Raw genomic sequence first — 12,397 nt, 5'->3', positions numbered from 1 at the left:
CCGGATGTCAGACGTGACGCGGCCTCAGACATCACGCAGTCCATATACTACTCTCAAAGTCATCAGACGGAACCAGGAAGGCAAGCTTCTCCTGGGCCGGCCAGCTTTCTATCACCATGCCTTCTCTGAACACGAGCAAGACTGCATCCACTCTCCTGCCCGGGGAAAGCCCTGCGTCTGCGAAGGGTATCGCAAATTCGACTATGTCCGCAAGTGCCCATCTTACGGACGCCGGAATAGCCTCCCACGTGGAATCGACTCTCTTTTCAACCGAAACGCGAGGCTCTGCGCGTCCATCGGGGCCGAGTCGCACTTTGATCCTCACCCTCACGGGCGCCGCCACCTCAAACACGAGAGTTATTTCAGAAAACTCCTGTGAATCGGGTTTCGTGGTCGTGTCCACCCTGACGTAGAGGTTGTTCAGGTCGAAGCCGTAATAGAGCGCCCGCACGACGCTGAGTGCCTGACGCATGCTGCCGCCGCTCTTGGAGAGGTCGCAGTATCCGCCCAACTGCCACTCGTAGTAGTCCGTGATCTTTCCGTCGATGCTAGGCTTCAGAAACCCCGCAGGCGGCGCCGCCATGGCGTGGGGCTTTGTGCCGGCCGCTCCGATCACGGGAGAATAAAGCTGAGAAGGCACTTCAAGACCGAGCAATTCGTAGACCTTTATCAGATGGCTCCTGAAAAGCGCGTCAAACTGGAGATCGAATGCCGACGTATTGTCGTCCCCGTACCACCAGAACCAGTCGCTTCCTTCCGCGATGTAGATTTCCCGCCACGCAGCCTTTACCGGCTCACTTTCTTCAAGACTCGCATGACACTGCGCGTAATCGTTCAGAGCGTTGCGGGCGTCCGCCAGAAGATCCCACGCGATATTGTCTTCGACGTGCCCTACCCATATCCTGAAGTTGCTGTCAATCCACGAACCTGCCGGCACGGCCTCCAATTTCCTGGAGGCCGGGAAGCGTTCGAGGTATTCACTTATTGTGGTCGTCTTGATGCCGGGCTCGGAAGAGAGCCTTTCGTACAAGAGCTCAAGAAAGTCCTGCCCGTCGTTCTCGTAAAACTCCCAGCAGTTCTCACCGTCCAGTATGACCGTGACGAGCGGATCGGGTTCCTGCCAGCGTTCGGCAACGCGCGCCAGGCGCAGCATGAAGTCCCCCACTGCCGCCTTTGTGGTCCAGTTCATGTAAGTGAAGCCGATCAAGTCGGAGAGGACCTTGTCGCGGAACACCACGGATATTGGACCCGACGGTGTGTCGAACCGGTAAGGTGCGTACAGGAAACTCCTGACCTCGCGTTTTCCGCCTCTCGCCACGTCCTTGGCCCTCGCCAGGATGTCCTCGTCCGCTGCGGCCCACTCGAAACCCGCCTTCCTGGCCAGTCCGAGTGTTTTCTCGCTCACGCCTCCCTCCGACGGCCAGAGACCCCGAGGCGCACTGCCGAATAGCCGTTCATAGTAACTCGTGGCCTGCGTTAGCTGCGCGAGAGCGTCCTCAGGCCACTTGATCTGGGACTTCGGGAGCGCCGCGTCGGGCATGGCCTCACGCGCAACCGAGACGTCGCACAAGAGAGGCAGTATCGGATGATAGTAGGCAGAACACGAGAGTTCAATCTGGCCCCTCGAGAGAGCCTCTCGATACGCCGGCAGCACGTTCGCCGTGACGGCAAGCTGCTTGGCAAGGATGGCGTCCCTTTCCTCGGGCTTGAAGCCGGAAGCCTTCGAAGCTATACCGGCCAAGTCGGGATCTTGAAGATACGAAGGATCCAGCCACACAAGATTGAACAGAGCCTGCAGGTCAAGAAAATCCTGTGCCGTGAATTTTGCCAATCCCTCTTTTCGCGCCAGCGCTTCCTGCAGGGAGACGGTCTTGCGATAGAGCCTGTAGTAATAAGGATATCGATCCGCCACCTTCTTCATGTGTCCCGGGAAGAAGTTCTTGAGGAGAAAGAGTTTCTCGGCGTTGAACATGGACTCGGGGGCCTTCCTCGAGATTTCGAGGAAGTAATCCTTTGCTTCGTTGCGAGCGTACTCTTCAATCTGTTCCATGAGAGAGGGAACAAGGTTGAACGTCACTCGCACGTCGGGAAACTTCCGGAGCACGCGCACCATGTCAGCGTAGTCCTTTGACGCGTGAAGTCGGACCCAGGGAAGGACGTAGACACCGGTTCTGGGGTCCTTGTACATCGGTTGATGCATATGCCACACAATGGCAAGATGGACAGTCTTAGCTGACATACTGATTGGCTCCCCTCAGTTGTTGAAACAAGAAAAGTTCAGAATGCCCGGGGTCCATTTGGGGGTCCATCTGACGAAGGGCATGACTATTTTGTACTCTGCGGGACGGCACCCTTCCCTTCCGGGCTCGAGCTGAGCCCGGCCAGCTTGAGCTTGGTGCGCAGCTCCTCAAGATAGACCTTGGCCTGTTCCACACCCCAGTAGTCGGGGTGCCGCGAGATTACCTTCTCGTAGAGCTCTATCGCCTGTCCATACATGGAGGCCGCAGTGTAGCAGCGTGCAGCGCTCATGAGCTCCTGGGCCGCGTCGTTTCCCTCGAGTTTCAGGCCAAGTGCGGTGTGCACCTCGGCAGCCTTTGCGAACTCACCCTTGTCTTCGAGGACCGTGGCGATTCCCTTCTTTGCCGAGGAACGAAGAAGCTCGTCCTTCCTTTCCTTCGCCAGAAATTTCTCGTAGCTGTCCATGGCTTCGTCGTACTTGCCGGCATCCAGCAGAGCATCGCCTTTGAACAAGAGACCTTTCTTGCCGCTCTTGGTCCCGGCGTATCTGTCAAGCAGCTCGTCGTAGAGGCTAACGGCCTCGGGCGAGTTTCCCCTCCAGAGTTCCTTGTTGGCCTGTGCAAGCAACACTTCCGCTTCAGACTCGGCCTTTGCTCTGTCGCGCGTCATCATGAAGACTACTATGATCGAGGCCGCCGCGATGAGGGCGACGATCGCGAGAACCCTGGCGTTTCTCTTCACGAAGTCAGCCGCCTTGAGAGAGAACGTCACGAGAGAATCCTCTCTCATCTCCCTGCGTGTTATCCTGTGTCTTTTCTTGGGCAAGTTGCCTACCTCCTCTTGTAGTAGCCAACCACTGGTTTCCGCTTCGTCCCTGGGGCACGATTCCTGGTGCGCCACCCAGGCCAGACATTATATCAGAAAGAGGCGGGGATTTCAGCGCAGTTTGTGCACAGTACGCCGCCCGACCCGTCCAGGCTCATCGCCATCGAAAGCTCATTGCAGCCCTGGCAGAAGGCCCCCTTGGCCGTCCCCGAAGCATGATCAAAAACCCCGTAGAACTCGGTGAATGGGTGCGCGTTGACCCTGAGAGTCAGAAGACTTCTCGGCACACAGATCTCTTCCAGGCCGATCAATGAAAACCTGACTCTCGGTCGAAAACGTATTGCTTCGGTGGACGCCTTTCTTTGCCATTCGCGCTTACAATTCTCGACGCGCTCCCTGGTCTCGATGTTCTTTTCGCCGGCCTCCGCCGACGGACAGTGTTGTTCCTCTATGAGTTGCCTGTAGTAAGATTCAAGCCTCTGGAGCTCGGTCTCAAGAAGGCCGTTGCTTCGCGCCTTCAGGGCGAACACCTTGTGCTTGATCCGTGCAATAAGGTACGAGCAGGTCTCCTCCAGGGCCGCGGCCAGAGCTTCGTGCCCCACGGAGGGCAGGCACTCCCCCTTCGGCGTCGCGCTCTCGAATTGCATGCGCTCCCAGGAACCGTCGGCTTCGGGGGACACTCTCTTGAGAGCAGTGTCGTAGAGAACGCTTCTAATTTCGTGCGTCGAATCGACGCTACGGTACGAGATCAAGAAATGGAATCTGATAAAGGCATGATGATAGCTTTCCCTGTCGACAATCTCAACACCAAAATCCTTGAACTGCATCTGCTTCAGAAACGACGTCGGGCTCTTCGTCTTCTCGGTCGCAACGGTCCTGCAGGCCACGCCCTTCTCTCGCGCCAGGAAAAGTAGTTGAGAAAAAATGTAGCTTCCGGGCGTAGCAAGCTCGGCCTCTTGGACCTGAGTGGCGGCTTCCTCCGAGAACGCCAGGAGCAACCCCTCCCGCTTGAATTTCTCCCTCAGACGGGGCCCGAGCTTGACCTCCAGCAAGTCCTTTCCAGCGGGCGCCACCGTGGCTCCCCTCTGTGTCAGGAACCTGCGCGCGAAATCCTCCAGTCTTCCCTGCTCGAAGATCATTTCGTGTTTCTCCCGGACTCGACGTCGAAGATCTTGCTGTCAAGATCCTTGACCTTCTCGTATCTGTTCTTTGCGTAGAGCAGTCTTGCGCCGAAGGAAGAGAAACGGCGCTTTACCTCCTCACTGTCTCTCGACGTTGCCCATATGTGAAAGACCATCTCCTCGAAGGAACGCTTGTCGTCCATATTTCCAAGAATCAGGTCCATTTCGCCGACGACGAGCTCGAACATGCTTATCTTTTTGTGCAGTATCTCGAGCACGTAGGACTCGACGGTGTCTTCCGTCGTGAAGTTGAAGATTTGAATGTCGTGCTTCTGACCGAGCCGATGTACTCTCCCGATTCGTTGTTCCACGCGCATGGGATTCCACGGCAGGTCGTAGTTGACCACCTTTCTGCAGAACTGGAGATTTCTGCCCTCGCCGCCTGCCTCGGTGCTCAAGAGCACTTGAGTCGAGCGCCTGAAACTATTTATAGCCTCGTCCTTCTCGGCCGCCGGCAGGCTCCCGTGAAAAACAGACACGGAGGTCCCCGTGCTCTCGAGGACCTTCCTCAAGTACTCGAGCGTGCTCCTGAACTGCGTGAAAACGATGACCCGCTCCTTCTTCTGTTCCAGAAGCCTGAGCAGGCCTTCACACTTGGCGTTGTGCTGGATGGAGCGGGCTATATCGTAGAGGACGATAAACCTGTCTCTGGCCGCCTTGTAGACCGGGTTCGAGCAAATCCGCTCGAGCGTGCGTAGGGCGGCAAAGCTGCTGCTGCCTATTTCCTTCTGCAGCACGAGAAGCGTGAAGTACCACTGTCTCTCAATGTTGGTTTCTTCGGGTCCGAGCATTTCCCTCACGAGGTCTGAGACGGCGTCGTAGAGACGCCTTTCTTCCTCGGACAGTTGAAAGGAGATATTCTGGACGATGCGTTTTGTGAACGGCACTTCGGCCTGGCTTCTCGACGTGCGAACCATGACTTCCGAAAGAAGCCTGCTCAGGCTGTGCGTGTTCTTAGCCAGTCTCTTGTCGCCCCTCACCATGAACTGTCTGCGAAACGAGCGGTACGTGCCCAGCGTGCCGGGCCGCAACAGGGTGACGAGATTGAAAAGCTCTCTCAGGTCGTTCTGCACGGGCGTGGCCGTGAGGAGCAGCAGGTACTTGACGTCCAGACTGTGCACGAACTTCCAGGCCACGGTCTTGTGATTGCGCAACCTGTGAGCTTCGTCCACGATCAGGAGGTCGAAAACCTGCCCGCACACACTCTCTCTGTTCCTTAAGCCCTTTGCGCTGTCGATGGAAGCTATGACCAGCGCTCCCTTGCCCCAGTCGTCCGGCCCCGTCGCCACGGTTGTCCTGAGCATGAACTTGTTCCACAGCTCCTCCCTCCATTGGGTGAGAAGCGAAACGGGAACCAGGATGAGAGCCCTCTTCACGAGCCCCCTCAGCAGATATTCCTTGAGAACGAGGCCCGCCTCGACGGTCTTGCCAAGGCCGACTTCGTCGGCGAGCAGCACTCTTCCACCCAGTTCCCTCAAGACCTTGAGACACGCCGAGACTTGATGGGCATGCCGGTCCACTTCCCTCACGTATTGGAAAGCCACGAGCTGGGTGAATCCCTTGTCCAGTGCGAAGTGTTCGGCCTCCATGCGGAGAGAGAAGTCTTGAGGAGAATCACGCCTCCCCTCGGTGTAGGCCTTGAGTACCTCCGTGCAACCCTCGTCCCACTCGAGCAACTCCGCCCCTCCCCATTCCTTCGCGGCAACGACGGCCAAAGCCTCGCCCAGCGTTGCGGATTTCTCCTCGGTGGAAGCCTGCTGCGCGTCGGGCGTTCCGGCGGCGGCGCCATCAGGTCTTGCGGCGGCTCCCTTCGTCTCCACGAGCGGATACGTGGAGACTATTCGCTTGACTCCGCAGGCAAACACGACCTCGAGGACGTCGTGGAGCACTCCCTTACGCACCTCGACGATGAGGCCCTCGCCGAAGAGCCTGTGTACTACTCTATTTCCGACCGCAAATTCCTGGCTGCTCAATTTCGATCGCGCTCCCTCCGACTATCCGACTCTCCGGCTCTTTGTCCAGGCCACACAGAACCGGACACGCCGTCTTTGCGACTGCGCCCCTAATTCATTATGTAGAAGTTCATGCCTACAGCGGCCTCCACACTGCCCAAAAGCCCGTCTCCCTGACCGAAGAGACCGTATCCTCTCACTGAGACATCGACTGACGTCGACCTGTGGAAGAAGTACTCCAATCCGCCTCCGAGGGACGCCGCAAGGCCGTCCGGCCCCACCTCGCTACCGCTTCTGTAGTCCCTGCCGGGGTGATGGAGGCCCAGGCCGACTACGACGTATCTCGAGAGGCTGCTCTCTCTGTCGAAGTAGAATAGATAGTCCGCCATGACGATGGCGTCCTTGAATCCCCTCGGCTGATCGTCGCTGACCGGGGCGGGCACAGCGTCGAACACCTGACTCTCGAACGAGATACCGAACGCCCTGTTGTTACCGAGGTAGTACCTGAGCCTCATGGCGAAGCCGGTTCCGCTGTCAAAATCGTCGGTCGGGGGCGCGTCCCCCACCAACAAACACTGCTGCACCTGCGCGCCAACGGTCAGAGTTCCCCTTTCTTCAAAGATGGGGCCGGCCACGCAAAGAGACGAAGCAAGTGTTGCCAGCGCCGCCAGGCCGCAGAAAAGAACGACTTTGGTTTGACTCTTCACCCTTCTCCTCCTCTGGGTTCAGCTACCTTTGGTTCAGCTAAGCAAGTAGTTACTCTTTGTGATCCCTGGTCGCTGTAGGGCGTGCTCCTCCTCTGGGTTCATCCACCTTTGTGCGACGGAACGGTCGCCCTGGGATGAAAACGCGAATGAACGCTCCTCAGGTATTCACGGTCCACCTGGGTGTAAATCTGAGTGGTCGAGATGGACGAATGGCCGAGCAGCTCCTGGACCACCCTGAGATCCGCGCCACCTTCGAGCAGATGGGTGGCGAACGAATGCCTCAGGACGTGCGGGCTCGGCGTTATGCGGAGCCTCGCCTGGAGGCAATACTTGCGGAGGATTTTCCAGAAACCCATGCGCGAGAGCCTTCGTCCCCGCGCGTTCAAGAAAAGGAATCCCGAACCCTTGCCCTTGGCCAAAGCAGGCCTGCTCGTCCGCAGATACTCGCCGATCGCCCTGCAGGCGGGGGAGCCAACCGGTACCAATCGCTCCTTTCCTCCCTTTCCGAGACATCTGAACTGGCGTTCCTCCAGGTCGACACCCTGAACCGTGGTCGTCAGCAGCTCGGACACCCGGCACCCGGTCGCGTACATGAACTCGAGCATGGCCTTGTCCCTGAGGCCGAGCGGGGTCGAACAGTCAGGCTGCGAGAGCAGCTCCTTTACCTCGTCCACACTCAGGGTTTGCGGCAGTCTCTTCCACAGCCTCGGCCGTTCCAGAAGCTCGGTCGGGTTCGTCACGGTGAGCCCGGCCCCGATGAGGTATGAATAAAAAGCGCGGACGGACGACAGATTGCGCGCCACGGAGGAAGGGTCAAAACCCTTTCTTGTGAGTGAAGAAAGATACTCCGCCACGTGTGTCCTCTTCGCCTCGGCCGGAAGCTTCCCTTTGGCCGCCATAGCTCGCAAGAACCTCCGGAGGTCTCCCGCGTAACACTCAACCGTGTTGCCAGCCAGCCTGCGCTCGAGCAGAAGATACTGCCTGAAGCTCTCGAGCAGCGCCTCGGTCTGTTTCGAGCCGGTCGTGCTTGAGGCGCGCCAACGGCCTCCGGGATTGCGGTGCCTGCGGTCGAGCACGTCCGTGGCGGCATTGCCTTCGCTCGCCTTGCGCGTGCGCCCAATGCTCTTACTGTCGTCGGGAGTCGATTTTCGTGTCATAGAGATTCGTCTCATCTTAGTCTCATAGAAATGGGTTATTCTTCCTCTCATCACCAATAGTTGTGTTTGAACCGTGGCCAGAAAAGACGGTTGTGGTCGGCGGCAGACACATGAGCTTGACCCTGATGGATTCAACGAGAAGATTAAACGATCCTCCCGGAAAGTCGGTTCTGCCGACGGACCCTGCAAACAGCGTGTCGCCTGAGAAAACAAACCCCTGACCCGCGAGACTGATCCCGCCTTCCGTGTGCCCCGGAGTGTGGATGACGTCCAGCAATATGCTTCCCACCTTCACCGCGTCCCCCTCCTTCAGAAATCTATCCGCCGGCGGAGATAGAACGGGAGACGAGAACATTGCCGAGAGATTCATCACGGCGTCCTCGAGCATGCGAGAGTCGCGCTCGTGGATGAGAAGCTCGGCTCCAGTGGCAGACTTGATGTCCTGATTCGCCGCGATGTGGTCGGCGTGTCCGTGAGTGTTCACAATCGCCACAATCTTCAGATTCATGTCCTCTATCGCCTGGAGGATTGCGTCGGCGTCCGCGCCCGGGTCCACGACGAGTCCCTCCCTCGTGATTGCGCAGCCCACCACGTAGCAGTTCGTCTCGAAATTTCCGACGACTATCTTCTTTAGAAGTATTTCTTTCATCTTGGCTCGCCGAACTTGATGTCCCCCTGGCCCCTCTCCAACGCTATCAGTCTCTCTTTCCACTTCACGCCGCTGGAGAAGCCCCCGAGGCTGTCGTCCGCCCTGATGACCCTGTGACAGGGAATCACTATCGGAATCGGATTTGCCCCAAGCGCGTTACCCACCGCCCGCGCACAAAGCGTGTTTCCGTAGTCACGGGCAATCTTCTTGTAAGAGACCATGGTCCCGTAAGGGATCTTCCGGGCTATTTTCCAGATTGATTGTTGAAACTTCGTTCCAGTGGAGAGGTCGAGATCGAAATCAAACGGAACCCTCTCTCCCTGGAAGTATCGCGTCAATTGGTTTGCGACGCGGCGAAGTGACTTGTCGTCCCTAATCATCTTTCTGTTCCGAGTCTTTCTCAATTCCTGAGCCACGCGGCGCTCGTTGAAGTATCTCAGGAGAAGAAAGCTCAAGCCTGCCGGACTTCCTGCAAACCAGACGGTTCCAAACGGGGTTTCAATAGTTGAATACCTGAGAATCTCCATACCGGTTCCTCCTTCTCAGCCCACGCCTTCTCGCTCACTGCCTCTGGGCCCGCGCGTCACCTGCGGGTCGGGGCGGTCGCACTCCGGCTGTCTCCGGCCGAGCGCTGGGAGCTTCCTTTGCGGGTCGCGCCTCCGCGAAGCTCTTGAGTGGTCTGCGTTGCTCCGGGACGCACTCCGCGTGCGTTGCTCTGCGTGGCGCCCCCGCGAAGCTCTTCGACAATTCTCGCGGCCAGAGCCGGTCCTATGCCGTCGACACTACGAATCTGCTCTACCGACGCGGCCCTTATGCTCTGCACCGAGCCGAAATGCCTGAGCAGCGCCCTTCTCTTCTCCCTGCCTATTCCTTCTATTCCATCCAGCTCCGACCGAATGGTCGCCTTTGTGCGTAGCTTTCTGTGGTACATGATCGCCGATCTGTGCGCCTCGTCCCTCATCCTCTGAAGAAGCCGAAGCGCCTTCGACGTGAGCGGAAGCTGCAGGCTCGCTTCGCGCCACGAGAAATTGAGCTCCTCTTTACCCTTGACCAGCCCGATCACACCAAGCTGCCGCGCGCTAGGCTGCCCCGCGCCGGCCTGTGCTATCGCAAGCTCTACGCCGCCGACGCGCTCCACCGCCTTGATCGCCTTGACCGCCGCGCTTATCTGAGCCTTTCCGCCATCCACGAGAATGAAATCGGGAAGAGGCTTCTTCTCTCTCAAGAGTCGCTCCAGCCTTCTTCTCACGACCTCTTCCATCATGTGAAAATCGTCTTGCCCCACGACGCCCTTGATTCTCATGCGCCTGTACTCTGAGCGCTTCGCCTGACCGTTGTGGAACACGACCACCGAAGCGACGGCCTGCCGGCCTCCCATCTGCGATATGTCGAAGGCCTCCACCCTCGCGGGAAGGGCCGGTAGGTCAAGCGCTTCCTGAAGCTCGCCGACCTCCGGCGCCACCTTCTCCAGCTTCTCGCCGCTCGCTATCCTCGACTCCTCCAGCGCGAGTACCGCGTTGTCCTTCGCCATCCTCTCAAGCGCAGCACCCTCTCCCCTCTTCGGCGCTCTGAGCTCGACCTCTTTCGCCGCCCTCTCGGAGAGCCATTGCTTGACCACGGCCTCCTCGCCCTCGAGAGAAACGGGCAGGAGTATCTCCTTCGGAATCACAGCCGCGTTCAGGTAATACTGCGACATCACAAAGGAAAGCATCTCCTCGTCGCTCCTCGCCGCCACGCCTTCGAGGACCAGCGCCTCCTTCCCGAGCACCTTCCCCTCTCTCACCTTGAGTATCACAACTGCGGCGAGGTCTCCGTGTCTCGCGAGACCGAAGACATCGGAGTCGTAAGCCCTGAGCACAAAAACGTGTTGCCTTCTCAGGGCGCTTTCTATTGCTCCGATGCGATCCCTGAGCCTCGTGCATTTCTCGTAGTCTCTCTCATCGGAGGCCTTCTTCATTTCTTCTTTGACGCCATGGATAACGTCCTCGCTCTGCCCCGAAAGACACATGAGAAGCTCGTTCACGAGTGACCTGTAGCCCTCTTTGTCTATCCTCATCGTGCAAGGCGCGGAGCAAATCTTTATCTGGTGGTCCAGGCATTCCCGGTCTTTGAGCCTTCCGGGCTCGTCGCCGGGGCAGCTCCTCAGCCTGAAGGCGCCGCGCAGAAGCCTTATCCCCTGCCTCACGGACTTCACATCCGTGAAGGGACCGAAGTAGCGCGAACCGTCGTCCTCGAGCCTGCGCGTAAGCACTATTCTCGGAAAGTCCTCCGCCACGGTCACCTTGAGAAACGGATAACGCTTGTCGTCTCTAAGGTTGATGTTGTACTTGGGCCTGTGCTGCTTTATGAGATTGGCTTCGAGGATGAGCGCCTCGATCTCAGACTGCGTCGCGATGTAGTCCACGTCTCTTACCTGGGTCATCATCGAGGCGTGGCGGGGGTCTTCCGAAGTGGGCCCGAAATGGTTCTTGACCCTGGAATCAAGCTGCCTGGCCTTCCCGACGTACAGTATCTTCCCTTTCCTGTCCTTGAAAAGATACACACCGGGTCTGGGCGGGATCGGTCTCAGCTCCTGCAGCCTGTTCCTGGTGGGGGTTCGATTGATTGCCACGTGTCGGGTCCCCTCTCAGAATTCCGCGATTCTGCTGGGATGCTTCGGGCGAAACACACAGTTCAGACTGGGCGCTCGCAGAAAAACACTGCGCGAATGGTCCCGGAGGAAATCACGTCTGATTATGTAAACAACAAGAATACGCTGTTGCGCGGGAGGATGCAAGAGGAAAGCTGGGGGGTGACGAGCGAGTTAACGTCGGAGATGACACGTGCACTCCTGCGCGAGGCGACGGGAGGAAGAAGGCTTGGGGTCTAGATGCTTCCCTGAGGGTCGTCTTGACGTCTTGTGGTCAGAAAAAGGAAGAACGCGTATCCAAGGTAAGGCTCTTGAGGCTGGCGCGGGGATCTTCTCCCCCGCTCCGGCGCCTAAAGCCAGCGGTTCAGAGGGCGTGTCCGATGAACCTGGAACCTCTGTACGTGGTTGGTGCAGGACACCGCCCAGCACCAACAGTCTGAAACGAAGTCAGGAGGCCATATCTTGACACATGCTACGACCGACTCCCCCGCCGGTCGCGGCCGAACTCTACCCCTTGACGCGGGGAGGCCTCATATGGGTAAAGCGGCTTGTCTATCTTATGCAATAGACTATCTATACTATATTTATCATCTACAAGACAGAAGTTCTAGAAGGAAAGACATGCTAATGGCAATAGTTTGTCATAGTTCGAAACAATTACGGACCGATTTTATCTAGCGAGATGTACTCAATATTTTCCTCAAGAATAGATCCCTTTATCTTGACCATACAACCTGATAGGGGTTGAAGTTTGACATCTACTTTCCATGGCTCTGCCTTCTTTTCTATGTGATATTTCTTCATGTTATCAAAAGAATCATATCTCTCCAGTAGCTGCAAGTAGTATTCAACTCCCTCGGATTTTGTGCCTATTCGATCAAGAATACTGAAAATGAAACCACTAACTTCGACTGAATTTGCCATGTAATCCTCCTTGTCATAATGATGCACATCGATCTCACTATTGTTCTAAAATTGGATGTATAACTTTAGAATAGAAGGAAAGTACTGATGACAAATGATGCCTTATGGTATTTTACAATTTAGAATTACATTTTC

Annotated in this window: 10 protein-coding genes; all 10 read right to left on the bottom strand. The window is 57.2% G+C overall.

From position 1 onward, the window contains the following. Positions 1 to 31: 31 nt before the first annotated feature. The 10 genes from NTX17_00255 to NTX17_00210 all read right to left on the bottom strand — a co-directional run bounded on the left by NTX17_00255 (position 32) and on the right by NTX17_00210 (position 12,262). On the bottom strand, positions 32 to 2,239 hold the full coding sequence (locus NTX17_00255; protein ID MCX5799817.1) for a glycoside hydrolase family 57 protein: 2,208 nt from the start codon (positions 2,237 to 2,239) through the stop codon (positions 32 to 34). An 86-nt stretch (positions 2,240 to 2,325) separates the two neighbouring features. Next, positions 2,326 to 3,063 carry a tetratricopeptide repeat protein gene (locus NTX17_00250; protein ID MCX5799816.1) on the bottom strand — a complete coding sequence of 246 codons (738 nt, stop codon included), beginning with the start codon at positions 3,061 to 3,063 and terminating at the stop codon, positions 2,326 to 2,328. 92 nt (positions 3,064 to 3,155) lie between these two features. Next, on the bottom strand, positions 3,156 to 4,202 hold the full coding sequence (locus tag NTX17_00245) for a hypothetical protein (GenBank protein ID MCX5799815.1): 1,047 nt from the start codon (positions 4,200 to 4,202) through the stop codon (positions 3,156 to 3,158). Next, a complete protein-coding gene (locus NTX17_00240) occupies positions 4,199 to 6,217 on the bottom strand; it encodes an SNF2-related protein (protein ID MCX5799814.1) in 2,019 nt (672 codons plus the stop codon). The genes NTX17_00245 and NTX17_00240 overlap by 4 nt, the downstream gene beginning before the upstream one ends. Before the next feature lie 89 nt (positions 6,218 to 6,306). After that, complete coding sequence (locus tag NTX17_00235) at positions 6,307 to 6,903, bottom strand: hypothetical protein (protein MCX5799813.1); 597 nt, start codon at positions 6,901 to 6,903, stop codon at positions 6,307 to 6,309. A gap of 98 nt (positions 6,904 to 7,001) precedes the next feature. Beyond that, positions 7,002 to 8,060 carry a site-specific tyrosine recombinase XerD gene (xerD, locus tag NTX17_00230; GenBank protein ID MCX5799812.1) on the bottom strand — a complete coding sequence of 353 codons (1,059 nt, stop codon included), beginning with the start codon at positions 8,058 to 8,060 and terminating at the stop codon, positions 7,002 to 7,004. A gap of 22 nt (positions 8,061 to 8,082) precedes the next feature. Further along, positions 8,083 to 8,709, bottom strand: coding sequence for an MBL fold metallo-hydrolase (locus tag NTX17_00225; GenBank protein ID MCX5799811.1), 627 nt, complete (start codon positions 8,707 to 8,709; stop codon positions 8,083 to 8,085). After that, positions 8,706 to 9,236 carry a methylated-DNA--[protein]-cysteine S-methyltransferase gene (locus NTX17_00220; protein MCX5799810.1) on the bottom strand — a complete coding sequence of 177 codons (531 nt, stop codon included), beginning with the start codon at positions 9,234 to 9,236 and terminating at the stop codon, positions 8,706 to 8,708. The genes NTX17_00225 and NTX17_00220 overlap by 4 nt, the downstream gene beginning before the upstream one ends. 56 nt (positions 9,237 to 9,292) lie before the next feature. Then, a complete protein-coding gene (gene uvrC / locus NTX17_00215; protein MCX5799809.1) occupies positions 9,293 to 11,320 on the bottom strand; it encodes an excinuclease ABC subunit UvrC in 2,028 nt (675 codons plus the stop codon). Positions 11,321 to 11,995: 675 nt separating this feature from the next. Beyond that, positions 11,996 to 12,262 carry a hypothetical protein gene (locus tag NTX17_00210; protein ID MCX5799808.1) on the bottom strand — a complete coding sequence of 89 codons (267 nt, stop codon included), beginning with the start codon at positions 12,260 to 12,262 and terminating at the stop codon, positions 11,996 to 11,998. Positions 12,263 to 12,397: the final 135 nt, after the last annotated feature.

The organism is Candidatus Eisenbacteria bacterium (genome assembly GCA_026388185.1).
Taxonomy (GTDB): domain Bacteria; phylum Eisenbacteria; class RBG-16-71-46; order JAFGJU01; family JAFGJU01; genus JAPLKG01.
This window is presented reverse-complemented; position numbering and strand designations above follow the sequence as displayed.

Coding starts and splice junctions, on each gene's coding strand:
- NTX17_00245 (MCX5799815.1), bottom strand. CDS start 4,202: ATGATCTTCGAGCAGGGAAGACTGGAGGATTTCGCGCGCAGGTTCCTG.
- NTX17_00225 (MCX5799811.1), bottom strand. CDS start 8,709: ATGAAAGAAATACTTCTAAAGAAGATAGTCGTCGGAAATTTCGAGACG.
- NTX17_00255 (MCX5799817.1), bottom strand. CDS start 2,239: ATGTCAGCTAAGACTGTCCATCTTGCCATTGTGTGGCATATGCATCAA.
- NTX17_00220 (MCX5799810.1), bottom strand. CDS start 9,236: ATGGAGATTCTCAGGTATTCAACTATTGAAACCCCGTTTGGAACCGTC.
- NTX17_00210 (MCX5799808.1), bottom strand. CDS start 12,262: ATGGCAAATTCAGTCGAAGTTAGTGGTTTCATTTTCAGTATTCTTGAT.
- xerD (MCX5799812.1), bottom strand. CDS start 8,060: ATGACACGAAAATCGACTCCCGACGACAGTAAGAGCATTGGGCGCACG.